A 26,049-nucleotide genomic window follows, 5' to 3' on the forward strand; every position below is an offset into this window, starting at 1 on the left:
TCGACATGAAAGACCATATCGAACGGGTACTGGCCGCAGTGTTCGGCGGCATTTTCCTGCTGCTGGCCTGCGTGGTGGCCGTCGAGACCATCTCCCGCAAGGTGTTCAACGTGTCGCTGCAGGGTGCTGACGAGCTGGGCGGCTATGCCCTGGCCGTGGGCTCGACCATCGCCTTCAGCCTGGCACTGATGGGGCGCAATCACATTCGGGTGGATGTGTTCCATGAGCGCTTTCCCCGCGCCATGCAGGCCTTCCTGAACTGGTTCTCCATCGTCACGCTGGCCTCCTTTGGCACGTTCGTGGCCTGGATTGCAACCAAGGTCATCACCGACACCCTGCAGTACGGCAGCACGGCGCAGACACCCTGGGCCACGCCGCTGATCTGGCCGCAGGCGGTCTGGTACGCCGGCCTGGTGATTTTCGCCATGGTGTCTATCGGCTACGCGCTGCGCGCCAGCTGGCTGCTCCTGACAAAGCGTGTCGACACGCTGAACCATGACTTCCATCCGAAGAGCGCCAAGGAAGAGCTGAAGGAAGAGCTCGATGACCTGGCCCAGCGCCAGTCCACAGAACAGGGAGCACAGCCATGAGCATCGGACTGTTTGGAATTGCATTCGTCGTGATGCTTGGCATGATGCTGGTCGGCATTCCGATCGCCGTCTCGATGGCGGCGGTGGGGATCGTGGGGGGCATCGCCGCTTACGGCATCCCCTTCATGGACTCGATCGCGCCCGTGGTCTGGGGTGTGCACAACGAGAACCTGCTGACCTCGATCCCGCTGTTCATCCTGCTGGGCGAGTTGCTGCTGCGCTCGGGCATTGCCGATCGCATGTACATTGCCCTGTCGGCCTGGCTCGGGCGCCTGCCGGGCGGCCTGCTGCATACCAACATCGGCAGTTGCGCGCTGTTCGCCGCGACCTCCGGTTCGTCGGTGGCCACGGCGGCTACCGTGGGTACCGTTGCGCTGCCGTCCCTGCAAAAACGCGGCTACCCCATGCGCGCCTCGCTGGGCACGCTGGCAGCGGGCGGCACCCTGGGCATCCTGATCCCGCCCAGCGTGAACATGATCGTCTACGGCTCGCTGACCAACAACTCGATCGGCAAGCTCTTCATCGCCGGCATCATTCCCGGTCTGATGCTGACGGGCTGCTTCATGCTCTACATCGCCGTGTCGTCGCTGATGAGCGGTAACGCCATGCGTGAGCCCAAGGTGCCGATGGCCGACAAGCTGCGCTCGCTGGTGCATCTGGTGCCGCCCATGGTCGTGTTCGGCATCGTGATGGGCAGCCTGTACTTCGGCATTGCCACCACCACCGAAAGCGCGGCGCTGGGCGTGATCGCGGCCCTGGGCTTTGTGGTGCACTCGGGCAAGATGAGCCGCGAACTGCTGCGCACCTGCTTCATCTCCACGGCGCGCGTCAGCGGCATGATCCTGCTGATCATCACCGCAGCCTTCATCCTCAACCTGACCATCAGCCTGACCGGCGTCGCCGAGGCGATGACCAAGTGGGTGGCGGGCCTGGGCCTGTCGGCAACTGGGCTGATCCTGGCGCTGATCGTGTTCTACCTGATTCTCGGCATGTTCATGGATGTGCTGTCGATGCAGGTGGCGACCATCCCGATCACCTACCCGATCGCTACGGCGCTGGGCGTGGACCCGATCTGGTTCGGTATCTTCATCGTGCTGATGTGCGAGCTGGGGCTGATCACGCCACCGGTGGGCATGAACCTGTTCGTGGTGCACGGCATCCGGCCCGACAAGGGCGGCATCGAGGACGCGATCTGGGGGGCGCTGCCCTACGCCCTGATCATGATCCTGTTCACCTTGCTCATCATGGTGTGGCCGCAGATTGTCACCTGGCTGCCGGCCCACATGTGAGGACTGAACACGAATGATAGACAAGGACTTGTGGCGCCTGGGCGCCGTTGAGCTGGGTCAGCGCTTTCGCGAGCGCTCCCTCACGCCGCTGGCGGTGGCCCAGGCCTGCCTGGCACGGCTGGAAGCGGTGAACCCGCGGCTGAACGCGGTCATTGCACGGCGTGACGAGCAGTTTCTGGCGGAGGCCAAGGCCGCCACGGAGCGCCATGCGCGCGGACAGCCGCTGTCCGCGCTGGACGGCATTCCGCTCACCGTGAAGGACAGCCTCTACCTGGCCGACCTGCCGACCACCTGCGGCACGGCGGCGCTGCGCGAGCACCGGCCCGGCCACGACGAGCTGGCCGCCGCGCGGGCCCGCGCCGGTGGTGCCCTGATCATCGGTAAGACCAATGTGCCCGAGTTCGCCAATGACGGCTACACGGCCAACCCGCTGTTCGGCGTTACCGGCAATCCCTGGGCTCCGGAGCTCACGCCCGGCGGCTCCAGCGGCGGTGCGGTGGCCGCCGTGGCCGCCGGCATTGCGCCGCTGGCGATCGCGCAGGACGGCGGCGGCTCGATCCGCCGCCCGGCCTCGCACACCGGGCTGGTCGGCCTCAAGCCCTCGCTCAGCGCCTGGCCGCGCGAGCACGCGCTGCCCGGCCTGCTGCTGGACTTTGACTGCATCGGCCCGGTGGCGCGCACGGTGGCCGACGCGCGCTTGCTGTTCGAAGCCCTGCGTGGTCCCTCGCCGGCGGACCGTTCCTCGATGGCGGCGGCCTGGGCAGCGGCGCAGCCCCGGCCTGCGGGCTCGCTGCGCGTGCTCTACGTCGAGCGGCTGAACGCGAACCCGCTGGACCCGCAGATCGCCGCCAGTTGCCTTCACGCCGTGCAGCGACTCGCTGCGCTGGGCCACCGCGTCGAGCCTGGCGAGTTGCCGCTGGACGTGCGGTTCATGACCGAGGCGTGGCCGCAAATCGGCCAGGTGGGCCTGGCCGCGATGTTTGACCAGCATCCCGATTGGGAAGCCCAGGCCAGCCCCAAATACCGCGAGGCAGCCGAGGCAGGCCGTCGCGTCTCGGGCTCGCGGGTTTGGCAGATCATGGAAGGGGTGAGGCGCCTGCGCCGCGAAAGCGCCGCGCTGTTCGAGCGTATCGACGTGGTGGTCATGCCCGCTGCCGCCGCGCTGCCCTGGCCGGCTCACGAGCCCTATCCGTCTGTCATCGACGGCCAGCCCGTTGGCCCGCGCGGCCATGCAGCCTACACCGGTTGGGTCAACGCGGCCGGCCTGCCGGGCCTGGCCGTGCCCTGCGAGCCGTCACGCGAAGGCCTGCCCATCGGCATGCAAATGATTGGTGCTTACGGCGCCGATGATCAGCTGCTCGATCTCGGCGCCAGCTACGAGGCGGCGCATCCATGGAGCGGGCGCTGGCCTGCCCTTTAAGACAGTTAGTTAACAATTTCAATACATCCAAAGAGACAACACCATGCAAAGACGTCATTTCATCCAGGCAACCGGCGCAGGCGCCGCAGTGCTGGCCCTGCCTGCGCTGCGCGCGCAAAGCTGGCCCTCGGGGCCCATCCGCATCGTCGTTGGTTTTCCGCCCGGCGGCGGGGCCGATGCGCTGGCCCGCGTGGTGGGCCTGAAACTCAGCGCCCTGTGGAACCAGCCCGTCGTCATCGAAAACAAGGCCGGTGCGTCCGGTACCCTGGCTGCCGAATACGTGGCCCAGCAGGCGAGCGACGGCACCACCTTGCTGCTGACCACCATCAACAGCCATGCCCTGGCGCCCGCCGTGCTGCCAAAGCTGCGCTACCACCCGGAGCGCGACTTCGTGCCGGTGGCGCTGCTGGGCCTGACGCCCAACCTGCTGATCGCCGGGGCCGTCCAGCCGGCCAGGACCGTGAAGGACCTGGTGGCCTTGTGCAAAGCCAAACCGGGCGTGGTCACCTTTGGCTCGGCCGGGCCTGGCACCGCCCAGCACTTCGCGCTGGAGCTGTTCAAGCTGCGCGCCAGGGTCGATGCGCTCCACGTGCCCTACAAAGGCAGCGGGCCGCTGTTGACCGACCTGGTCGGCGGGCAGATCCAGTACAGCTTTGAAACGATGACGGCCGCGACGCCCCACGTCAAGAGCGGGCGCGCCATCGCGGTGGCACAAACCCGCAGCAAGCGCGTGAAGGCCTATCCCGATGTGCCCACCATGCAGGAGCAGGGCTTTGCCGGCTTTGAAACCTTCAACTGGTACGGCATTTCCGGCTCAGGCAAGCTGCCGGCGCCCATCGCGTCGCGCATGAACAAGGACATCAACACCGTGCTGGCCATGGCCGACGTGCGGGAGAAGTTCGATGCTTTCGGTGTGGAGGACGGCGGCGGGTCACCGGAGAAATTTGCCGAGCTGGTGCGAAGTGAAATCGCCAAATGGGCCAAGGTGGCCCAGGAGGCCAACGTACGGGTCGACGGCTGACCTGCCCGCCGCTGTGCCGCAGGGCCGGGCGGCGGCGTTGAAACCCTGTTCTCGGTACTGGAAGTATTAGAGCTGAACCGACGCCTCACCCACGCCGTCGAAGCTCGCCTGCACCAGTTCACCCGGCGCGGCGGGCAATATGCCGCACCAGGTGCCCGTGGTCACCACCGTGCCGGCCGGCACCGTCTGCCCGTCACGCGTGGCATGCCGCAGCCATGCCGGCAAGACCCAGGCCGGGTCCTGCATGGAGTGCGTGCCGCGCCGCTCGACCACCGGCCGCGCGCCAATCCGGATGGTGCAGGACTGCGCGTCCCAGTCACGTGGCGCAAAAGGCACCCATTCGCCCAGCACCAGGGCGCTGTGCGATTGCAGGTCCGCCAGTTTCAGCAGGGCCGGCGCGTCCAGGGCCTGGCGCCAGCGCGAATCGACCAGCTCAATCGACACGGCCATCGCATCGACCAGCGCGGCTGCTTGCGCATGCGTCAAGCCGGCGGCTTCGGTAGCGGTCACGTCGCGGCCGATGCGCAAGGCAATCTCGACCTCGATCAGGCAGATATTGAAATGCCATGCGCCCGCCTGGGCCGGGCTGGGCCACACGCCTTCAGGCGGCAGCGGCGCGTGCGTGAGTGTCGCGTCGCGGGACGGGCCGCCCGATTTCCAGTAGCGGGGGAAGGGCGCAGCCGGCCCCTGCATGGCCCGGGCCACCAGGGCTTGCACCGCATAGGCGTCATCGGCTGTGGTCAGGTGATCGGCGAGCGCTTGCGCGTCAACGGGTTGGTGGCTGCGGCGTGCCTGCAGGATGGCTTCGGCTACTGCGGCCTGGTTTGGTTTGGACATGGGGTTTCTCGTGGTAAGTCGTGGCTTGGGGTGGCTTGGGTATTGTCGCTTTGCCCGGGCGCCTGGCAATGCGCAGAAAGCAATAACAGTTGTGACATCAATGATGCGAAATGCGGCGCTCCACAGGCCTTTCGCATCAACCTCAGGGCTCGCAACCCGGCGGCTTGCATCTACCTGCATGCAGTTTCCCGCGACCTTGTTCCCGCCAAAGCCGGGGCGGGAACCCTGGGGGCGATGGGCAGGCCTGAGTGGCGCCCGGGTTGTGCTGCAACTCTGTGATTCTTTCGCCGCGCAGTGCTGACCGGCATGAGGCAGGAGAGCTGCCCTCATGGGACGACTGGCGTACGGATCACACGGTATTCCCCAGGAGGGCTGGAGGCATGCCGCAGACACTGCAGCAAAAGACTTTCAGCGAAAAGGCCCCGGTTCAGGCGACATGCGCGGTGGCCAGTGCCGCCGCTGCGGCTCGCGTCTCAACCCCCAGCTTCTCGAAGATGTGCTCCAGATGCTTGTTCACCGTGCGGTGGCTCATGCCAAGAATGTCTCCAATATCTTTGTTGGTTTTTCCCTTGGCCAGCCATGACAGGACTTCGGTTTCACGCGGTGTCAAGGCGGCATTGGCCAGGCGTGAGGGGGCCATGCCGTTGGCGCCACGCTGTTCCAGAAGCAGCATGGTCTCCCCGATGCCGACCCTGCCCATGTTGCGCACGGACAGTTGCCTGCCGGCCAGGGTCATCAGTACCTGATCAGTTTTGCCGCCCAGCGCGGCATGCACCGGATCGGGCAACTCACCAGCTGCCGCCAAACCTTCGGGCGTTTGAAGCCACAGGGCGGCCTGCGGTGAGCGCCATGCGACACGTCCCTTGGCATCCACCAGCACCACACCGAATCCGGCCACGTCCACAGCCTCGCGGGCCAGCCGGGTCATGCGGGCGTTGCGGGTATGGGTGTGCAGGCGCGCCACGACTTCCTGCGCGCGCAGGGGCTTGACCACGTAGTCCACACCGCCGCAGGCAAAGCCTTCCAGCACATGAGGCGTTTCAGACAGGCCTGTCATGAAGATCACGGGAATGTGTGCCAGTGCCGGGTTTGCCTTGATGCGCCGGCAGGTGTCAAAGCCGGACAGGCCGGGCATGACGGCATCGAGCAGGATGGCGTCGGGCGCCACCAATTCAAGACGCTGCAGCGCAGCGTCGCCGTCCCTGGCCACCAGCACGGTGTAGCCCTCGCCTTCCAGCGAATCGCAGAGCATGCCCAGGCTGCTGGGGGCATCGTCGACCACCAGGACGACGGGGCGCTGCGGGTCAGGGTTCGCAGGCATCTTCCTCCTCCGTCAAATGATCCAGCAGGGCTTCAAGCTCGCAGCGGCTGACGAAGCCGCGCAGCCTGGCGCAACTGGCGGCGAGTGTGGGGTCTTCGGCCGTAAATCGGTCCAACAAGCGGTGCAGGCCATGAACATGGCCAAGCCGTACCAGCCGGATGAGTTCGGCACGGGCGTCATCCGGAAGGTGGAGGACTTCCCCGGCAGGGCTGCTGGAGAGCAGGACCGGCAGCACGCCAGAAGTCATCCACTCCAGTCCCAGGTGGCGCTGCAAGGCGTCCATCAGCTCCGACTCCAGCACCGGCTTGCCCACAAACGCCTGGCATCCCGCGGCCTTCAGCAGTGCCGCCTGGTTCTCGAACACATTGGCTGACACCACAATAATGGGCACGGTGTCATAGCCCTGGTCGCGGATCTGTGCCGCTGTTTGCCAGCCGTCCATGTCATCCATGCTGATGTCGAGCAGGATCGCATCGGGCAGCTCATCCTTGAGGCTATCTATGCACTCCATGCCGCTGGCAGCCTCATGGACTTCAAATCCCAGGGGGGTGAGCATGCCTGCCAGCATCTGGCGCTGCACCGGCTGGTCGTCGACGACCAGCAGGGTTCTTCGTTTGCCGAAGAAGCCTGCGATCTGGTGGGGTGGATCCGCCAGCGGGCCGGGGTCATCAATCTCTCGCAGGTACAGGCGCACGCTAAAGGTACTGCCTTTGCCTTGCTCGCTTTGCAGTGAAAGGTCACCGCCCATCAGTGCGGTGAGCAAGCCCGTGATGGTCAGTCCCAGGCCGGTTCCCGGCTCGCCCCGGCGGCGGCCGGCAGCCCCGCGCTCAAACGGCAGGAAGATACGCTGTTGGTCCTGCGGCGCAATGCCGATGCCGGTATCCACCACGTCAAACCGGATCACTTCACGCCGGCAATCCACATGCAGGGTCACGCTGCCTGTATCGGTGAAGTGAACCGCATTGCTGAGCAGGTTGATGATGATTTGACGCAGACGCTTGGCATCAGCCTGCACCCAGGCTGGCATGCGGCCGCTGTGGGTGTAAATGAAATCCACGTCTTTGGCCTCGGCCTGGGGGCGCACCATGTTCACCAACCCGTCAAGAAAATCCGGCAGGGGCAGGGGCGTTGGCTCAAGCCGCAGCCGGCCCGCCTCAATGCGGGCCAGATCCAGCAGCCCGTCCACCAGGGCCAGCAGGTGCTCTCCGCTGCGCTGGATGGTTTGCACCGCTTCGCGCGGGGTGTTGGCCAGCGCCTCGCTTTTGAGCAGGATCTGCGAATACCCCAGGATGCTGTTGAGCGGCGTGCGCAGTTCGTGCGTCATGCCTGCCACGTAGCGCGTCTTGGCCTGGTTGGCGGCCTCGGCAAGTTCCTTGGCGGTTTGCAGGGCGGCATCCGTGCGTTGATGCGCCTCGATCTCGCGCGAGAGCAACTGGTTCTGCCGGTTGGACTCGTCTTGCGCCATGCGCCGGCTTTCGCTGCCCAACACCACCCACCAGCTGCAGACCGCCGCGATCAGCAGCAACACGGCGAACACCTTGACGAATGCCGACCGCAACATGTCAAAAGCGTCAGTGGAGGCGGATAGCGCTGTTTCCTGCAAGTACACCATGCCCATGACCGTGGCAATCAGGGCGCACAGGGACAGCGTGACGACCGTGAAGTGGCCCACGCGGAAGTTGACCCGGCTCGATAACGACTTCGGCAGCAGTGAACCGAGAAACTGCTCGGCCTGCTCGGCGGCCCGTGACCGGGTCTTGCAGCGGTCGTGGCAGCGGGACTCCAGTGTGCAGCACAGGGAGCAGATGGGCGCTCCATAGGCCGGGCAAGTGGCCATGTCTTCCGCTTCGAAGGAGTTTTCACACACATGGCAATTCACCATTTGGCCCGATATGCCCGAGGCCTGCGGCTGGCGGGCGATGTAGTAACGCCCATTGGTGAGCCAGGCCAGCAGAGGTGACAAAACCAGCGCGGTACCGAGTGCAATGAACGGTGAAAAGGCCTCTGCCTGCCGGCCCATGGCGCCGGTGTAGGCCACCACTGCGACCACGGCAGCCAGCAGCATGGAGCCCAGACCCACCGGGTTGATATCGTATAAATGCGCCCGCTTGAACTCGATGCCCCGTGGGCTGAGCCCCAGGGGTTTGTTGATGACCAGGTCAGCCACCAGCGCGCCCACCCACGCAATGGCCACATTGCTGTAAAGCCCCAGAACTTTTTCCAGCGCAGAGAAGACTCCCAGCGTCATCAACAGCAGTGCAATGGCCACGTTGAACACCAGCCACACCACACGGCCTGGATGGCTGTTGGTCAAGCGCGCAAAAAAATTGGACCAGGCGAGCGACCCGGCATACGCATTGGTGAGGTTGATCTTGAGTTGGGACACCACGACGAACACCACCGTGGCAGCAAGCACCCAGGTCGGGTCTGTGAACACATACGCGAAGCCGGCCAGGTACATCTGTGTGGGCTCCACCGCGCTGGACGCCGGCAGCTCATGCTGCAGCACCAAAAAGGCCAGGAACGCACCACCCAGCATCTTGAGCATGCCCGGCACGATCCAGCCCGGCCCCGCCACCAGCACGGCGGTCCACCAGCGTTTTCGGTTGAGGTGGGTTTTCTCGGGCAAAAAGCGCAGGAAGTCCACCTGTTCACCGATCTGCACCACAAGCGAGAAAGCCACGGTCGCTGCCGCACCAAACATGAGCGGATCGAACTCGCTGCTGCCCGATGTGCGGCCGGCCAGACCCGTGAAATCAGAAAATGCCTGGGGGTTTTTCCAGAACACCGCGAGGTAGGGCAGCAACAGCAGCACGCCCCACAGCGGTTGTGTCCACATCTGCAGCCTGGAAATCAGCGTGATGCCGCGAACCACCAGGGGCACGATCAGCAAGGCGCTGATCACATAGCACCAGACGATCGGAATCTCCAGGTACATCTGCAGCGCCAGCGCCATGATGGCCGCCTCCAGCGCGAAGAAGATGAAGGTGAAGCTCGCGTAGATCAGCGAGGTGATGGTCGAGCCCAGGTAGCCAAAACCGGCTCCCCGGGTCAGCAGGTCCATGTCGACCCCGTAACGGGCGGCGTAGTAACTGATGGGCAAACCCGTGAGGAAGGTGATCAGCCCCACCAGCACGATGGCCCACAGCGCATTGGTGAAACCATAGTTCAATGCAATGGCGCCACCAATGGCTTCCAGCGCGAGAAATGACACGGCACCGAAGGCCGTGTTGCCGACCCGCCATTCTGACCACTTGCGAAAGCCGCGCGGTGTGTAGCGCAGCGCGTAGTCCTCGATCGATTCGTCAGCGACCCAGGCGTTGTACTCGCGGCGAATGCGAAATATTTTCTGCGTGGCAAGGGTCAAGGGTGAACTCCGTCGAACGGATGAGATATCCGCAACAAGTGGGCAAGCAGTGCGCAAGAAGTGTGCCCGTCACTGGCGAGACCAGGCAAGGCCGGCGACTACGTTGATTGACGTATGGGGCCCCGGCGCCTTTGTGCACATGATCCATTCACCCCTGACCCTTCAACCCGTTCCATTCAACTCTTTCCATCAACCGCAGGAGCTCACCATGTCCAAAGACGATCGCGATACACCTTCCCTCATCAACCGCCGCCGCCTGGTGCAGGGCATGGCGGCCGCGCTGCCGCTGACAGGCCTGCCCCTGTGGGCGCAGGCTCAGCAGTTCCCTACGGCCAAGGTGAATACGACGAAGCTGGCCATCACTGACACGGAAGTCACGGTGGGGCAGCTGCATTCGTCCTCCGGCACCATGGCGATTTCGGAGACGGGATCCATCCAGGCCGAGCAGCTTGCGATTGACCAGATCAATGCCATGGGCGGTGTGCTGGGCCGAAAGATCAAGGTGATCAAGGAAGACGGCGCGTCTGACTGGCCCACGTTTGCCGAGAAGTCCAAGAAGCTGCTGGTGAACGACAAGGTCGCCGCCGTCTTCGGCTGCTGGACATCGGCCTCCCGCAAGGCTGTGCTGCCGATCTTCGAGAAGGAAAACGGCATGCTGTACTACCCGACGTTCTACGAAGGCCTGGAGCAGAGCAAGAACGTGATCTACACCGGCCAGGAGGCCACGCAGCAGATTCTTTACGGCCTGGACTGGGCGGCCAAGGAGAAAAAGGCCAAGACCTTTTTCCTCGTCGGCTCCGACTACATCTGGCCGCGCACCTCGATGAAGATCGGGCGCAAGCACATCGAGGGGCATCTCGCCGGCAGCAAGGTGGTGGGCGAGGAGTACTACCCGCTGGGCCACACCAACTTCAACTCGCTGATCAACAAGATCAAGGTGGCCAAGCCCGACTGCATCTTCATCGCCGTGGTCGGTGGCTCCAACGTGGCGTTCTACAAGCAGCTCAAGGCCGCCGGCGTCACCGCCGACAAGCAGTTCCTGCTGACTATCTCGGTGACTGAAGATGAAGTGCTGGGCATCGGCGGCGAGAACATGAACGGCTTTTACGCCTCGATGAAGTACTTCCAGTCGCTGGACAACGCCAACAACAAGGCCTTTGTGTCGGCCTTCAAGGCCAAGTACGGCAAGGACGCGGTGATCGGCGACGTGACGCAGGCCGGCTACCTGGGCCCCTGGCTGTGGAAGGCCACGGTCGAGAAGGCCGGCAGCTTCGATGTGGACAAGATCGCCGCCGCGTCCACGGGCATTGAGCTCAAGACCGCGCCCGAAGGCTACGTGAAGCTGCACGACAACCACCACCTGTGGAGCAAGGCACGCATCGGCCAGGCGCAGACCGACGGGCAGTTCAAGGTGGTGGCCGAGTCTTCGGCACTGATCGAGCCCAACCCCTTCCCCAAGGGCTATCAGTAAAAACCTGACTTCTGACCGGTTCGTTCCCGCCATCCGCGGGTGCGGGCCGGCAGGGGTATTCAAGAGCGCGCACTGTCACTGCGCCACGCCACGCCACGCCAGCCGAATTGGAGTTCACCATGACACTTTCTGAAATGCTCAACATTGGCCTGATGCAGGGCTTTGCCGGTTTGAGCCTGTTTTCCGTGCTGTTGCTGATGGGTCTGGGACTGGCCATCATCTTTGGGCAGATGGGTGTCATCAACATGGCGCATGGCGAGTTCATGACCATAGGCGCTTACACCATCTACCTGTTTTCGCACCTGGCCGAGGCCTACGCGCCCAGGCTCGTGCAGTCCTACTTCCTGTTCGCCATCGTCGCGGCCTTCCTGCTGGCCTTCGCCGTCGGCTGGCTGGCCGAATGGGCCTTCATCCGGCATCTCTATAAACGCCCGCTCGACACCCTGCTCGCCACCTGGGGCCTGTCGCTGGGCATGCAGCAGATCTTTCGCTCGTCGTTCGGCGCCAAGGAAGTCAGCCCCACGCTGCCCGACTGGCTGATGGGCTCCTGGGCCCCGGCCCCGGGCCTGGACATTCCCATCAACGGCATGTTCGTGATGGCGCTCACCCTGGTGGTGACCTGTGGCGTGCTGCTGGCGCTTTACAGGTCGCGCTGGGGCCTGCGGGTGCGTGCCACGGTGGCCAACCGCGTGATGGCCAATGCCACGGGCATCAACACCCGCAAGACGGACCGCCTGACCTTTGCGATTGGCTGCGGCATTGCCGGTGTGGCCGGCGCGGCCTTCACCACCATCGGGTCAACCGGCCCTACCAGCGGTTCGCTGTACATCGTGGACGCGTTCCTGGTGGTCACCTTTGGTGGCGCTGCCAGCCTGCTCGGAACCGTGGTCTCCGCCTTTGGCATCGCACAAACCCAGTCCATCGCCGAGTTTTTCATGACCGGCTCCATGGCCAAGGTACTGACCCTGATGACCATCGTGACCATTCTGATGCTGCGCCCCCAAGGCTTGTTTGCGGCCAAGGTGCGGCGCTGATGGCGTCCCAGCAACTGATATTCAACCGGAGTTTCCTATGAACAGCCTCAAGCAGTGGGTGGAACGAAACAGGATGGGCAGCGTGCTGTTGCTGGCGGTGGTTCTGCTGGTGATATTTCCATTGAGTCTTGACCTGTTTCGCCTGAACCTGGTGGGCAAGTATTTGAGCTACTCATTTGTAGCCCTGGGTCTCGTGATGCTCTGGGGCTATGGCGGCGTGCTGAGCCTGGGGCAGGGAGTTTTCTTTGGGCTGGGCGGTTACGGCATGGCCATGTTTCTCAAGCTCGAAGCCAGCGATCCCGTCACCACCAAGATTCAGTCCACGCCCGGCATTCCCGATTTCATGGACTGGAACCAGATCACCGCACTGCCGCTGTGGTGGGAACCGTTCCGCTCCTTTCCCCTGACCCTGTTGCTGATCCTGGTTGTGCCTACTTTTTTGGCTTTTATCATCGGCTATGCCATGTTCAAGCGGCGTGTGGGCGGGGTCTACTTCGCCATCATCACGCAGGCCGTGGCCCTGATCCTCACGGTGCTCATCATCGGCCAGCAGGGCTACACCGGCGGCGTCAACGGCATGACGGACCTCAAGACCATACTGGGCTGGGATACCCGCACCGACAGCGCCAAATACATCCTGTACTTCGTCACGGCCGGCCTGCTGCTGGGTGCCATCGTACTGTGCACCTGGATCCAGAAGAGCAAGCTTGGCACGCTGCTGCTGGCCATGCGGGACAAGGAGGACCGGGTGCGTTTCTCCGGCTACGACGTGGCCATGTTCCGGGTGTTTGCCTTCTGCTTTGCCGCCATGCTGTCTGCTGTTGGGGGCGCCATGTTCACGCTGCAGGTGGGGTTCATGTCGCCTTCGCTGGTGGGCATTGTGCCGTCGATCGAGATGGTGATTTTTGCCGCGGTCGGCGGGCGGATGTCGCTGGTGGGCGCGGTGTACGGCGCCTTGCTGGTGAATTTTGGCAAGACCTATTTTTCCGAGAGCTTTCCCGACCTGTGGCTGTTCCTGATGGCCGCCATGTTCCTCGGCGTGGTGCTGGCTTTTCCGGACGGGCTGGCCGGCGTCTACAACAACCGCATCAAGCCCTGGTTGGCCAGGCGCTGGGCGGCGCGCCAGAGCATCCAGGCCCCACCCGCAGGACCCACCGAATCGCCAGCCATGCCCGTGACCGCAGCAGGCTTGAGTCAGCCCAGCCCGGCAGCCGTGAGCATGGCCCAGCCGCTGCCAGTCATGCCTTCGGGCCTGAGCGGCCAGCAAACCTGAATCCGCGGAGCCTGCGATGAAAAATACTGATTTCGTGCTGTCGGTAGAAGACCTGACCGTATCGTTCGACGGCTTCAAGGCCATCGACAGCCTGAACCTCTACGTCGACCAGAACGAGCTGCGCGTGATCATCGGCCCTAACGGGGCCGGCAAGACCACGCTGCTGGATCTGATTTGCGGCAAGACCCGCGCCAGCGCCGGCCGCATCAAGTTCAAGAACGACGAGATGACCAGGCTGCCCGAGTACCAGATTGTCCGCTCGGGCATTGGCCGCAAGTTCCAGACGCCTTCCATCTACGAAAACCTCAGTGTGTTCCAGAACCTGGAGGTCTCGTTCCCCCGCGGGCGCGGCGTGTTTGGCGCCTTGTTCTTCAAGTGCAGCGAGGAAGTCAAGAGCCGTGTGCAGGCCGTGGCCATGGAGATTGGCCTTGCAGCTCAGTTGGACACGGAAGCCGGTTTGCTGTCGCACGGTCAGAAGCAGTGGCTGGAGATCGGCATGCTGCTGATGCAGGACCCCGAGCTGCTGATGCTGGACGAGCCCATCGCCGGCATGAGCGTGCGCGAGCGGGAACTCACGGCCGAACTGCTCAAGCGCATCTGCAAGGGGCGCGCCATGATCGTCATCGAGCATGACATGGAGTTCGTCAAACGGATCGCCGACAAGGTGACCGTCATGCACCAGGGAAAGATCCTGGCCGAAGGTTCGATGGAAAAAGTGCAGGCCGATCCGCGCGTGATCGACGTCTACCTGGGCCACTGAGGAATCAAGGGGAATCACCATGCTGAACGTCAACAAGCTTCATGTCAGCTACGGGCAAAGCGAGGCGCTGCACGGCATCACCTTCTCTGCCAAGAAGAATGAAACCGTGGCCATCATGGGCCGCAACGGCATGGGCAAGACCACGCTGTTCAAGTCGCTGATCGGCATCCTGCCGCTCAAGTCGGGAACCATAGACATCGACGGCAAGGACATCTCCAGGGACGAGAGCTATCAGCGGGTCGCCAAGGGGGTGGCCTATGTGCCGCAGGGCCGCATGATTTTCCCGACGCTCACCGTCGAGGAGAACATCCAGACCGGGCTGGAAAATGCGCGCCACAAGCAGATTCCGGAAGAAATCTATGCGCTGTTTCCGGTGCTTTTCGACATGCGCGGCCGCAAGGGCGGCAACCTGTCGGGCGGGCAGCAGCAGCAGCTGGCCATTGCCCGCGCGCTGGTCACCAACCCCAAGGTGCTGCTGCTGGACGAACCTACGGAAGGCATTCAGCCCTCCATCATCAAGGACATCGCCAAAGCGCTCAACGAAATCCGCAAGATGCGTGAAATCACGATTGTGGTTTCTGAGCAGGTGCTGAGCTTCGCGATGGATGTGGCCGACCGCCTGTTCGTCATCGAGGGCGGGCAACTGGTGCACGAGAGCACGCGGGCCGGCACCGATACGGCGCGCATCAAGCAATTCCTTTCTGTCTGAGTTCGCTTTTCCTCCTTTTTATCTTCCTTTTTTTCTCTTTCCTCACCACCCGTTTCAGGAGTCATGACATGACAGATACCTTGATCAAAGTTGACCTGACCAAGTCGCCCACCGAAAACGAAAACATCCACAACCGCTGGCATCCCGACATTCCCATGGCCTGCTGGGTCAATCCGGGCGACGACTTCATCCTGGAGACCTTCGACTGGACCGGTGGTTTCATCAAGAACAACAACAGCGCCGACGATGTGCGCGACATTGACCTGACCACGGTGCATTACCTGTCGGGTCCGGTCGGCGTGAAGGGTGCCGAGCCCGGCGACCTGCTGGTGGTGGACCTGCTGGACATCGGCGCGAAACAGGACAGCCTGTGGGGCTTCAACGGCTTCTTCAGCAGGAACAACGGTGGCGGCTTCCTGGTCGACCACTTCCCGCAGGCGCAAAAGTCGATCTGGGATTTCAAGGGCATGTTCACCAGCTCGCGTCACGTCCCCGGCGTCAACTTCGCGGGCCTGATCCACCCCGGGCTCATCGGCTGCCTGCCCGACAGGCCCATGCTGGACATGTGGAACAAGCGGGAGATGGACTTCATCGCCACCGACCCCGACCGGGTGCCGGCCCTGGCCGTTCCCCCCTCGGCCGGTACGGCCCACATGGGCAATATGACCGGTGCGGCGCGCGACAAGGCCGCCGCCGAAGGTGCGCGCACCGTGCCGCCACGTGAACACGGCGGCAACTGCGACATCAAGGATTTGTCGCGCGGCTCCAAGGTCTTTTTCCCCGTCTATGTCGACGGCGCGGGTCTTTCAGTCGGTGACCTGCACTTCAGCCAGGGCGATGGTGAAATCACGTTTTGCGGCGCCATCGAGATGGCCGGCTGGGTGCACATGAAGGTCAGCCTGATCAAGGGCGGCATGGCCAGGTACGGTATCAAGAATCCGATCTTCAAGCCCAGCCCGATCACGCCCCATTACAACGATTACCTGATTTTCGAAGGCATCTCGGTCGACGAGAAGGGCAAGCAGCACTACCTGGACGTGCACGTCGCCTACCGCCAGGCCTGCCTGAACGCCATCGAGTACCTCAAGAAGTTCGGCTACTCCGGCGCGCAGGCCTACTCCATCCTTGGCACGGCGCCGGTACAGGGCCACATCAGCGGCGTGGTGGATATTCCCAACGCCTGCGCCACGCTGTGGTTGCCCACGCAGATATTCGACTTTGACATCAACCCGAACGCGTCCGGGCCGGTCAAGCACATCGATGGCTCGATTGACATGCCCTTGTCGCCCGACCTGGTCTAACCTGAAGCAAGGCAAGCCCCATGCCCACCTATGACTACGCCTGCCCCCGGTGCGGAGGCTTCGATGCGCTTCGCCCGGTGGCTGCGCGCAACCAGGCGGCCGCCTGCCCCGTCTGCGGCGGCGTCTCGCCGCGGGTGCTGGCCAGCGCGCCGGGGTTGGCCCTGATGGAGGGCAGCACGCGACGTGCGCTGGAGACCAACGAGCGCGCCCGGCACGAGCCGAAAAACTCTGGCGACTATGCGCGGCTGCGACATCCTGCGGGCTGTGGGTGCTGTTCGACGGGCAAGCGCGGGGCCACGGTCACGGCGCCCAACGGCAACAAGGCTTTCCCGAGCAAGCGCCCCTGGATGATCAGTCACTGATCCCAACCCTGTCAAAACCCATGAGGCCAACATGATTCACGGCGATATTTCAAGCAGCAAGGACACTGTCGGCGTCGCGGTGGTCAACTACAAAATGCCGCGCCTGCACAGCCAGGCCGACGTCATGGAGAATGCGCGCAACATTGCCCGCATGGTCGAGGGCATGAAGCAGGGGCTGCCCGGGCTGGACCTGGTGATCTTTCCGGAGTACAGCACCCACGGCATCATGTACGACAGCAAAGAGATGCATGAGAACGCGGCCACAGTGCCTGGCTTCGAAACCGATATCTTTGCAGCCGCCTGCCGAAAGGCCAAGGTTTGGGGCGTGTTCTCGCTCACCGGTGAACGGCATGAAGACCATCCGCGCAAGGCGCCGTACAACACCCTGATCCTGATGAACGACCGGGGCGAGATTGTCCAGAAATACCGCAAGATCATGCCCTGGACTCCTGTCGAAGGCTGGTACCCGGGTGACCGCACCTACGTCAGTGAGGGACCCAAGGGCCTGAAGGTCAGCCTGATCATTTGCGACGACGGCAACTACCCGGAGATCTGGCGTGATTGTGCAATGCGGGGGGCCGAACTGATTGTGCGCTGCCAGGGCTATATGTACCCGGCCAAGGAGCAACAGATCCTGATCTCCAAGGCCATGGCGTTTGCCAACAACACCTATGTGGCCGTGGCCAATGCGGCGGGCTTTGATGGCGTGTACTCCTATTTTGGACACTCTGCGCTGATCGGCTTTGACGGCAGAACGCTGGGCGAGTGTGGCGAGGAGGAAATGGGCATTCAGTATGCGGCGCTGTCCAAGAGCCTGATTCGCGACTTTCGCCGCAATGGCCAGTCAGAGAACCATCTCTTCAAGCTGGTACACCGCGGCTATACGGGGGTGATCAATTCGGGTGATGGGGACAAGGGTGTGGCCGCCTGCCCCTACGACTTTTATGCCAACTGGCTGCGTGATCCCGAGGGCACGCGCAAGATGGTGGAGTCGTTTACCCGCACAACGATAGGCACGGATGAAGCGCCTATTGACGGGATTCCCCATCAGGGCACCGAAGTCGCGTAGGGCCGGCACCCGGCCAGGGTGATGGTCGGTGCACAGCACACGGTTTGCCCGGAGGTTTGAATTTCCTGAACTGATGAAAGTGGCTCAGGAATGGCTGCCATCCACGCCGCACACCAGGTCGCCTTCCGGATTAGCCGCTACGGCGCGCTCGTTCTTGGCCCGGGCCACTTCCATGTCGCGCGGCAGCGTCACGCCATTTTTTACGGCCAGAACCTCCGCCATCACACTGACGGCAATTTCCGGCGGTGTCTTGCTGCCGATGTAAATGCCGATGGGGCCGCGCAGGCGCGACAGCGTGGCTTCGGTCTGGCCGAAGTGCTCGATCATGCGCTGGTGCCGTGCCTCGTTGTTGCGCCGCGAGCCGATGGCGCCTACATAGAACGCATCGGTGCCCAGGGCTTCCAGCAAAGCCAGGTCATCGAGCTTGGGGTCGTGCGTGAGCGCAATCACGCAGCTGCGCCGGTCGGGCTTGAAGGCCACCACCACATCGTCCGGCATGTCGCTGAGCACTTTGGCGCCCGCTACCTGCCACGCGCTGCGGTATTCTTCGCGCGGATCGCAGACAGTGACGGCAAAGCCGCTGAACAGCGCCATCGTGGCGAGGTATTCGGTCAACTGGCCGGCGCCAATCAGCAACATGCGGTATTCAGGGCCGAAGGTGTTGACGAGTTCCGTGGCCGAAACGCTGAGCGCTGCAGGTGCCGTGGCCTGCGCCAGCGTCACCGAGCCATCGGCCAGGTGCACGCTGCGCTGCATCAGCTGCCCGGCTTCCAGCGCCTCGACCAGCTGCGCCAGGTGGCCGACATCGGGGTCGTACTCCAGCACCAGCTCCAGCGTGCCGCCGCAGGGCAGGCCAAAGCGGTGCGCCTCGTCGGCGGTGATGCCGTACTTGATGAAAGCGGGCGGACCCGACGGGATCTGCTGGCTGCCAGCACCAGCACCGCCGGGCTGGGCGGCCGCCGACGCGTAGGCGCGTGTGTACTGGTAAATCAGGTCGTCTTCGATGCAGCCGCCGGAGACCGAGCCCACCACCGCGCCGTCTTCACACAGCGCCATGATCGAGCCCACCGGTCGCGGCGACGAGCCCCAGGTGCGTACCACGGTGGCCAGCAAGGCGCGCTTGCCCGCCGTGCGCCAGTCGCGCAAGGTCCGCAGCACCATCACATCGAGATTTTCCATTCACTATCCTTGACCGACATTGCCGAATTTTCAACGGGGCCACAATGCCACGAGCGCAAGCAGCACGACCACCACCGCACCGCCGACCCAGACCCACATGGGCACGCCCGCATTGTGCGCGCCGCCCGCCGGTTCCGCATCCACATCGCCCATCACCATTTTGGCCGCATAACTTTCAGGGTGCTGGCGTTGCATTTCTCCGTCAAAACGTTTGAAGAAATCTTCCGCCATCGATTTGGCCGCACCGTCGATCAGCCGCTGCCCGAGCTGCGCAATCTTGCCGCCTACGGTGGCATTGACCGTGTAGGACAGCTCGCAGCCGTCCGCGTCCGGCGTCAGCGTGACCGCCGCGCTGCCTTTGCCAAAGCCGGCCGGGCCGCCTTGCCCTTCAAACGACAGCCGGTAGCTGGCCGGCGGGGTGATGTCGCTCAGCGTGATCTTGCCGGAGAATTTGGCCGACACGGGGCCAATCTTCAGCGCCATGCCGATCGCATACTGGTTCTCGCCAGCGGCTTCGACCTTGTCGCAACCCGGTATGCAGGTTTTGAGCACGGCCGGGTCGTTCAGCGCATCCCACGCTTGTTGCTGGGTCACGGCCAGTTGACGGCTTCCTTGCATGTCCATGGGGAGATTCTTTCAAGTTTTCAGTTTTTTTTCAGGTTTTCATCAGGGCGGCCAGGCTGGCCGCCAGCTCTTCGAGCTTGGCTAAATTGTGCACGGCCAGCATGCCATGCGCGTGGGCATGCAGCACGGCCGCGCCGCGTGCCAGCGGCGCGTAGCCGTCAAAGCGCAGCAAGGGGTTGAGCCAGAGCAGGCGGCGGCTGCGCCGGCGCAGCCAGGCGAGCTCTTTCGCCAGATCGGCCGGCTCGCCGGTGTCCAGCCCGTCGGTGATGACCAGCACAATGGTGCGCCGGCCTACCAGGCGGCGCGCATGGTGCTCGCGCAGGCTGGCCAGCGACGCGCCCAGCTGCGTGCCGCCGGCAAAGTCTTCAATCGCCAGACTGGCATGCGCCAGCATCTCGTCGGTGTCGGACTGGCGAAATGCCGGTGTCAAATCGGTCAGGTGCATGCCGAAGGCAAACACATCGCGGTGCGGATGACGGCGCGTGGCCGCGTGCAAAAAGGCCAGCAGCAAACGCGCATAGCGCTCCATTGAGCCCGACACATCGACCAGCACCAGCAGCGGCAGGGCCTGCTCGCGCCGCTGCCGCCGCGGCAGTTGCATCAGCTCGCCGCCGGTTTGCGCGGCCCGGTGCATCACGCCCGGCCAGTGAATGCGCGCGCCCGAGGTGGCGGGGCGGCTGCGGCGCGAGGCAAACATGGGCAAGGGCAGTTTGATGTCGCGCGCCAGCCGCTCGACCAGGCGGTACTCGGTGGCCGACAGCGCGTTGAAGTCGGCATGCTGCAGGCGTTCAATGTCGCTGGCCGTCATGGCCGCATCGAACTCCACCTTCTGGTCTTCGGCGCGGGGCTGGGCCTGCTGGCCAAAGGTCTTTTGCGGCGACAGCGCCTCGCGCACGCGGGGCCGGCGCTTGCTCGGTTCGGCCTTGCCTTCGGCGCTGGGCAGCAACTGCGCCAGCAGCTTGTTGGCGACTTTCGGGTCCTGGAAGTACACATCGAACAGTTCGCGAAAGACCAGACGGTCCTGCTCGCGGCTGACCATGACCGCTTCAAAGGCGGCGCTGAGGTCTTCCTTGTCGGCAACGCCGACCGCCAGCGCGGCCTCCTTGGCCAGCGCGATGCGCTGGCTGTCAATTTTCACGCCGGCGCGGCGCAACGCCCGGCCAAAACCGGTGATGTTGTCGGCCAGCTTGCCGGCTCTGGCGTCGCCTAACAGCACGGGGGAGCCCTCACCCCAGCCCTCTCCCGGAGGGAGAGGGAGTGAACCCGGTGAAAGAGAGAGGGACGTGCGGACTTACTCCCTCTCCTGCGGGTACTCCGGCATAGAGGATGAAAAGCGGACTTGCTCCCTCTCCCCCTGGGAGAGGGTTGGGGTGAGGGCGAGTGCGCATCATCCCGCCACCTCCTCGGGCTTCAGCAACTCAACCGCCATCCCATGCGTCAGCGCCGCTACATCTTCACGCTGCTTGAACAGAATGCCTGCCGTATCGGCCACCACTTCGGGGTCAACCACCAGTGTGTCGAGCGCGACCAGCGCCCTGGCCCATTCGACGCTCTCGGCAATGCCCGGCGCCCGCTGGAAGGCATTGCCGAACGGCGAGCGGCGCAGCCGGTCGACAAAGCCGGCCACCTGCGCAGACAGCTGCTCACCGGCCTCGGGAACCTGGGCCCGCACAATCGCGAGTTCGCGTTCGCGGTCCGGGTAGTCGAGCCAGTGGTACAGGCAGCGCCGCTTGACGGCGTCGTTGAGTTCGCGCGTGCGGTTGCTGGTGAGGATGGTGACGGGCGTCACCTCGGCGCGCACCGTGCCGATCTCCGGAATGCTGACCTGGTACTCGCCCAGGTATTCCAGCAAAAAGGCTTCGAAGGGTTCATCGGCCCGGTCCACTTCGTCGATCAGCAGCACCGCGCCCGGCGGGGGCGTTTGCAGCGCCTGCAGCAGCGGGCGCCGGATCAGGTAGCGGTCCTGGTAGACCTCGCGTTCCACGTCGGCGGCGTTGTCGTGCCCGCCGCCGCCGGGCCGCCCCAAGGCGGCGGACGCCCCCTCGGGGGGCAGCGAGGACACGCCAGTGCCGAGCGTGGGGGCTCTCAATTCCACGGCCCGCATGTGCAGCAACTGGGCCGCATAGTTCCATTCGTACAGGGCTTCGCGCTGCTCCAGCCCGTCGTAGCACTGCAGGCGTATCAGTTGCCGCTGCAGCGCCACGGCCAGCGCCTTGGCCAGCTCGGTCTTGCCCACGCCGGGCTCGCCTTCCAGCAGCAGCGGACGCTGCAGCCTGAGGGCCAGAAAGACCGCCGTCGCCAGCCGGCGGTCGGCAAAGTAGCCGGCGCCCTGCAGCGCCTGCATCAGCGCATCAATGCTTGGGAAAGGTGTCATAGAAATCGGCCTGCCGGTTTTTCATGGGCTATCAATTAAATAGCTACTTGCGCCCGTAAATCAAGGGCTGAGAGCAATTTGGTTCAGTGAGGCCCTTGCCCCGGTTGTCATCCCGGACTTGATCCGGGATCCATGCATCCGCATTCTCCAGCCAAAAGCCGGGTTCATGGATTGCGGGTCAAGCCCGCAATGACAGCCTTCGCCACCCCGCCTTGGCCTTGCCCGGTTAGCCCAGCGCCTTCGCCACCCCGCGCTGCGCCTGCACGCTGATCAGGTTGGCGCGGTACGCCGCTGTGGCGTGGATGTCGCTGTTGAGGTCTGTTGCGTCAATCTTCACGGCGGCGGCTGCTTCGGGCGTGAAGCTTTTGCTCAAGGCAGCTTCCAGGCCGGCATGGCGGAACACGCCGTTGGCCGCCCCGGTGATGGCCACGCGCACACCGGCATCAAACTGCGCAATGAACACACCGACCAGCGCAAAGCGCGAGGCCGGCTGCTTGAACTTCATGTAGGCCGCGCGCTTCGGAATCGGAAAGCTGATCGCGGTGATCAACTCGCCTTCGTTGAGCGCGGTCGCGAACATGCCGAGGAAGAAATCGTCGGCGGCAATCTTGCGCGCCGTCGTGTGAATGGTCGCGCCCAGCCCCAGCACCGCGCTGGGGTAGCAGGCGGCCGGGTCGTTGTTGGCCACCGAGCCACCCAGCGTGCCCATCGCGCGCACCTGGCGGTCACCGATGTGCGCTGCCATGTCCGCCAGCGCGGGCAAGGCCGCTTTCAGTTCGGCGTTGTCGGCCACATCGGCGTGGCGCGTCATCGCACCGATCACAAAAGCATTGCTGTCGCGCTTGATGCCGGCAAGTTCCTTGATGCCGCTCAGGTCGGCCAGTTGCTCCGGGCTGGACAGGCGCATCTTCATCGACGCCAGCAGGGTCTGGCCACCGGCCAGCGGCTTGGCGCCGGCGGCTGCGAGCTTCGCGGCGTCAGCCAGGGTGGTGGGGCGTTCCAGGGTGAATGCATACATGGTGGGTGCTCCTTGGAAGGGTTCAGTGTTTGGCGGCCTGGATGGCTTCCCAGACACGGCCGGGCGATGCAGGCATGTCGAAGTCGGTCACGCCCAGCGGCTTGAGCGCATCCAGCACGGCGTTGATCACCGCCGGCGGCGACCCGATGGCGCCCGCCTCGCCGCAGCCCTTGGCGCCGAGCGGGTTGTGGCTGCACGGTGTGCACAGCGTGGCCAGCGTGAAGTTGGGCATGTCGTCGGCACGCGGCATCGCGTAGTCCATTAGCGAGCCGGTCAGCAGCTGGCCGGATTCTTCGTCGTACACGCAGTTTTCCATCAACGCCTGGCCAATGCCCTGCACCAGGCCTCCGTGCACCTGGCCTTCGACGATCATCGGGTTGATGATGTTGCCGAAGTCGTCCACCGCGGTGAAGCGGTCCACCCTCACTTCACCGGTGGCGGGGTCGACCTCGACTTCGCAGATGTAGGTGCCGGCCGGGAAGGTGAAGTTGGTCGGGTCGTAAAACGCCGTCTCGTTGAGGCCGGGCTCCAGCTTGTCGAGCGGGTAGTTGTGCGGCACGTAGGCCGTCAGCGCCACCTGGCCGAAGGTCACTTTCTTGTCGGTTCCCTTGATGGTGAATTCGCCATTGGCGAACTCGACGTCGGCGTCGCTGGCCTCCATCAGGTGGGCGGCGATTTTCTTGGCCTTGGCCTCGATCTTGTCCAGCGCCTTCATGATGGCCGTGCCGCCGACCGCCAGGGAGCGGGACCCATAGGTGCCCATGCCGAAAGGCACTCGCCCGGTGTCGCCATGCACCACGTCCACCTGCTCGACCGAAATGCCCAGGCGGGCGGCCACGACCTGGGAGAACGTGGTCTCATGGCCCTGCCCGTGGCTGTGCGAGCCGGTGAACACGGTGACGCTGCCGGTGGGGTGAACCCGCACCTCGCCGCACTCGAACAGGCCGGCCCGGGCACCCAGCGCGCCGGCGATGTTGCTGGGCGCCAGGCCGCAGGCTTCGATGTAGCTCGAGTAGCCCATGCCGCGCAGCTTGCCCTTCGCCTCGGTGGCCGTTTTGCGCCGGGCAAAACCGGCCACGTCGGCCAGTTCGTTGGCGCGCTCCAGCAAGGCGCGGAAGTCGCCCACGTCGTACTGCAGCGCCACCGGCGTCTGGTACGGGAACTGGGTGACCATGTTGCGCCGGCGGATTTCATCCTGCGCCAGGCCCAGCTCCCAGCCGGCGCGCGTGACCAGCCGTTCCAGCAGGTAGGTCGCTTCGGGACGGCCGGCGCCGCGGTAGGCGTCCACCGGCGCGGTGTTGGTGAACCAGGCATCGACCTCGACATAAATCTGCGGCGTGGTGTACTGGCCGGCCAGCAGCGTGGCATACAGAATGGTCGGGATGGCCGGCGCAAAGGTTGACAGGTAGGCGCCCATGTTGGCGTCGGTGTGCACGCGCAGCGCGAGGAACTTGCCGTCCTTGTCGAGCGCCATTTCGGCATGGCTGGAATGGTCCCGGCCGTGGGCGTCGCTGACAAAGGCTTCGCTGCGGTCGGCCGTCCACTTGATGTTGCGGTTGAGTTTTTTCGAGGCCCAGGTCAGGCAGACATCTTCGGCATACAGGTAGATCTTGGAGCCGAAGCCGCCCCCCACATCGGGCGCAATCACGCGCACCTTGTGCTCCGGCAGGCCCATCACAAACGCGGTGAGCAGCAGGCGCTCGACGTGCGGGTTCTGGTTGGCCACGTACAGCGTGTATTCATCCGTCGCCCGGCTGTAGGATCCGATCACGGCGCGCGGCTCCATCGCGTTGGGCACCAGCCGGTTGTTGGTCAGGTCAAGTTTGGTCACATGCGCCGCCCCGGCAAAAGCCGCATCGACCTGCGCCTTGTCGCCTATCGCCCATTTGTAGCAGTGGTTGTCGGGTGCGGCGTCATGCAGGGCCGTGGCTTTCGCGGCATCCGTGACCTTGACCACGGCGCTCAGCACGTCGTAGTCCACCTCGACCAGCTCGGCGGCATTTTTGGCCTGCTCCAGCGTTTCGGCCACCACCATGGCGACATGGTCGCCGACATAACGCACCTTGCCCTGCGCCAGGATGGGGTGCGGCGGCTCCTTCATCGGGGTGCCGGAGGTGGAGGTGATCAGCCAGCCGCAGGGCAGGCCGTTGATCTTGTCGGCCGCGACGTCCTCGCCGACAAACACGCCCAGAACGCCCGGCGCGGCCTTGGCCTGCGCGGTGCTGATGCTGTTGATCCGGGCATGCGCATGCGGCGAGCGCACAAACACCGCGTAACTCTGGTTGGCCAGCGTGATGTCATCGGTGTATTGGCCGCCACCGGTGAGAAAGCGGTAGTCTTCCTTGCGGCGAACGGACGTGCCGATCGTCGGCAGGTTGATGAAGTCGGATGCACCCATGTCGTGTACTCCCTGGGAAAGATGGCTAACTTGGTTTGGCCTTGGCTCTCGCGCTGGCGGGACGTTTCATCCATGCCGGTAGCGGGAACCGGCAGTGCTGTTGCCTCCGGTCTCTCAGGTCGCCATCGCCACCGCGCCTTGCTGCACGGCCTTGACGATGTTCTGGTAGCCCGTGCAGCGGCAGATATTGCCTTCCAGCAGTTCGCGGATTTCGGCTTCCGTGGCCTGGGGGTGGTGCGTGCACAGGTCCACGGCGTTCATCACCATGCCGGTGGTGCAAAAACCGCATTGCAGGCCGTGGCACTCCTTGAAGGCGGCCTGCATCGGGTGCATCGTGCCATCTGCCTTGGCCAGGCCTTCAATGGTGGTGATCTCGGCACCGGCCGCCTGGGCCGCCAGGATGTTGCATGACTTGACGGCCCGCCCGTTCATGATGACGGTGCAGGCGCCGCATTGGGCGGTGTCGCAGCCCACATGGGTTCCGGTGAGCTTGAGATGCTCCCGCAACACCTGCACCAACAGGGTGTTGGGCGGGGCCTCAATGCTGGACGATTTCCCGTTGACTGTGAGTTGAACTTGCATGGGCGAGTCTCCTGTCTGCTATTGGCTTTGGCTGAGGATGTTGCAGGCTC

22 protein-coding genes are annotated in these 26,049 nt (G+C 64.1%); 12 read left to right on the forward strand and 10 right to left on the reverse strand.

The window, feature by feature from the left end; translation table 11 throughout:
• Positions 1 to 5 precede the first annotated feature (5 nt).
• From BPRO_RS02730 to BPRO_RS02745, 4 genes are read left to right on the forward strand one after another with little or no spacing between them, the layout of a single operon-like run.
• The gene (locus tag BPRO_RS02730) at positions 6 to 590 is read left to right on the forward strand and encodes a TRAP transporter small permease subunit (RefSeq protein WP_041388276.1); all 585 of its coding nucleotides are present in this window, start codon (positions 6 to 8) and stop codon (positions 588 to 590) included.
• Complete coding sequence (locus BPRO_RS02735; protein WP_011481521.1) at positions 587 to 1,879, forward strand: TRAP transporter large permease; 1,293 nt, start codon at positions 587 to 589, stop codon at positions 1,877 to 1,879. Before BPRO_RS02730 ends, BPRO_RS02735 begins: the two co-directional genes overlap by 4 nt.
• Positions 1,880 to 1,892: 13 nt before the next feature.
• Positions 1,893 to 3,299: an amidase gene (locus BPRO_RS02740; protein ID WP_011481522.1), complete on the forward strand. Its 1,407-nt coding sequence runs from the start codon at positions 1,893 to 1,895 to the stop codon at positions 3,297 to 3,299.
• Between the two features lie 43 nt (positions 3,300 to 3,342).
• Positions 3,343 to 4,320 (forward strand): Bug family tripartite tricarboxylate transporter substrate binding protein, encoded by a 978-nt coding sequence (locus tag BPRO_RS02745; protein ID WP_011481523.1) that lies wholly within the window; start codon positions 3,343 to 3,345, stop codon positions 4,318 to 4,320.
• Between the two features lie 66 nt (positions 4,321 to 4,386).
• Here BPRO_RS02745 and BPRO_RS02750 read toward each other — a convergent pair whose 3' ends face one another.
• The 3 genes from BPRO_RS02750 to BPRO_RS02760 all read right to left on the reverse strand — a co-directional run bounded on the left by BPRO_RS02750 (position 4,387) and on the right by BPRO_RS02760 (position 9,845).
• Entirely contained in the window at positions 4,387 to 5,157 is a 771-nt protein-coding gene (locus BPRO_RS02750) for a fumarylacetoacetate hydrolase family protein (RefSeq protein ID WP_011481524.1), read from the reverse strand.
• Positions 5,158 to 5,584: 427 nt separating this feature from the next.
• A complete protein-coding gene (locus BPRO_RS02755; RefSeq protein WP_011481525.1) occupies positions 5,585 to 6,478 on the reverse strand; it encodes a response regulator transcription factor in 894 nt (297 codons plus the stop codon).
• Entirely contained in the window at positions 6,462 to 9,845 is a 3,384-nt protein-coding gene (locus tag BPRO_RS02760) for a hybrid sensor histidine kinase/response regulator (RefSeq protein WP_011481526.1), read from the reverse strand. The genes BPRO_RS02755 and BPRO_RS02760 overlap by 17 nt, the downstream gene beginning before the upstream one ends.
• A 208-nt stretch (positions 9,846 to 10,053) precedes the next feature.
• Here BPRO_RS02760 and urtA point away from each other — a divergent pair, with 208 nt between their 5' ends.
• From urtA to BPRO_RS02800, 8 genes are all read left to right on the forward strand, one after another.
• Positions 10,054 to 11,316, forward strand: a complete 1,263-nt coding sequence (urtA, locus tag BPRO_RS02765; protein ID WP_011481527.1) for an urea ABC transporter substrate-binding protein — start codon at positions 10,054 to 10,056, stop codon at positions 11,314 to 11,316.
• A 119-nt stretch (positions 11,317 to 11,435) separates the two neighbouring features.
• The gene (gene urtB / locus BPRO_RS02770; RefSeq protein ID WP_011481528.1) at positions 11,436 to 12,350 is read left to right on the forward strand and encodes an urea ABC transporter permease subunit UrtB; all 915 of its coding nucleotides are present in this window, start codon (positions 11,436 to 11,438) and stop codon (positions 12,348 to 12,350) included.
• 37 nt (positions 12,351 to 12,387) lie between these two features.
• Complete coding sequence (gene urtC / locus BPRO_RS02775; RefSeq protein WP_011481529.1) at positions 12,388 to 13,623, forward strand: urea ABC transporter permease subunit UrtC; 1,236 nt, start codon at positions 12,388 to 12,390, stop codon at positions 13,621 to 13,623.
• 16 nt (positions 13,624 to 13,639) lie between these two features.
• Positions 13,640 to 14,383: an urea ABC transporter ATP-binding protein UrtD gene (gene urtD / locus BPRO_RS02780; RefSeq protein WP_011481530.1), complete on the forward strand. Its 744-nt coding sequence runs from the start codon at positions 13,640 to 13,642 to the stop codon at positions 14,381 to 14,383.
• A 19-nt stretch (positions 14,384 to 14,402) separates the two neighbouring features.
• The gene (gene urtE, locus BPRO_RS02785) at positions 14,403 to 15,092 is read left to right on the forward strand and encodes an urea ABC transporter ATP-binding subunit UrtE (protein ID WP_011481531.1); all 690 of its coding nucleotides are present in this window, start codon (positions 14,403 to 14,405) and stop codon (positions 15,090 to 15,092) included.
• 68 nt (positions 15,093 to 15,160) lie between these two features.
• Positions 15,161 to 16,393: a formamidase gene (gene fmdA, locus BPRO_RS02790; protein WP_011481532.1), complete on the forward strand. Its 1,233-nt coding sequence runs from the start codon at positions 15,161 to 15,163 to the stop codon at positions 16,391 to 16,393.
• A gap of 20 nt (positions 16,394 to 16,413) precedes the next feature.
• Positions 16,414 to 16,755: an FmdB family zinc ribbon protein gene (locus BPRO_RS02795; protein WP_011481533.1), complete on the forward strand. Its 342-nt coding sequence runs from the start codon at positions 16,414 to 16,416 to the stop codon at positions 16,753 to 16,755.
• A 31-nt stretch (positions 16,756 to 16,786) separates the two neighbouring features.
• Positions 16,787 to 17,824, forward strand: coding sequence for an aliphatic amidase (locus BPRO_RS02800; RefSeq protein ID WP_011481534.1), 1,038 nt, complete (start codon positions 16,787 to 16,789; stop codon positions 17,822 to 17,824).
• An 84-nt stretch (positions 17,825 to 17,908) separates the two neighbouring features.
• Here BPRO_RS02800 and BPRO_RS02805 read toward each other — a convergent pair whose 3' ends face one another.
• The 7 genes from BPRO_RS02805 to BPRO_RS02835 form a co-directional block, all read right to left on the reverse strand.
• A complete protein-coding gene (locus BPRO_RS02805; protein ID WP_011481535.1) occupies positions 17,909 to 19,003 on the reverse strand; it encodes an XdhC family protein in 1,095 nt (364 codons plus the stop codon).
• Positions 19,004 to 19,033: 30 nt separating this feature from the next.
• Complete coding sequence (locus tag BPRO_RS02810; RefSeq protein WP_011481536.1) at positions 19,034 to 19,627, reverse strand: SRPBCC family protein; 594 nt, start codon at positions 19,625 to 19,627, stop codon at positions 19,034 to 19,036.
• 31 nt (positions 19,628 to 19,658) lie between these two features.
• Positions 19,659 to 20,843 (reverse strand): vWA domain-containing protein, encoded by a 1,185-nt coding sequence (locus BPRO_RS02815; protein WP_011481537.1) that lies wholly within the window; start codon positions 20,841 to 20,843, stop codon positions 19,659 to 19,661.
• Between the two features lie 171 nt (positions 20,844 to 21,014).
• Positions 21,015 to 22,001 (reverse strand): AAA family ATPase, encoded by a 987-nt coding sequence (locus BPRO_RS02820; RefSeq protein ID WP_011481538.1) that lies wholly within the window; start codon positions 21,999 to 22,001, stop codon positions 21,015 to 21,017.
• Between the two features lie 226 nt (positions 22,002 to 22,227).
• Positions 22,228 to 23,019, reverse strand: coding sequence for an FAD binding domain-containing protein (locus BPRO_RS02825; RefSeq protein WP_011481539.1), 792 nt, complete (start codon positions 23,017 to 23,019; stop codon positions 22,228 to 22,230).
• A gap of 22 nt (positions 23,020 to 23,041) precedes the next feature.
• The gene (locus tag BPRO_RS02830; RefSeq protein ID WP_011481540.1) at positions 23,042 to 25,417 is read right to left on the reverse strand and encodes a xanthine dehydrogenase family protein molybdopterin-binding subunit; all 2,376 of its coding nucleotides are present in this window, start codon (positions 25,415 to 25,417) and stop codon (positions 23,042 to 23,044) included.
• A gap of 114 nt (positions 25,418 to 25,531) precedes the next feature.
• Entirely contained in the window at positions 25,532 to 25,999 is a 468-nt protein-coding gene (locus BPRO_RS02835; protein ID WP_011481541.1) for a (2Fe-2S)-binding protein, read from the reverse strand.
• Positions 26,000 to 26,049 lie beyond the last annotated feature (50 nt).

The organism is Polaromonas sp. JS666 (assembly GCF_000013865.1).
Taxonomy (GTDB): Bacteria; Pseudomonadota; Gammaproteobacteria; order Burkholderiales; family Burkholderiaceae_C; genus Polaromonas.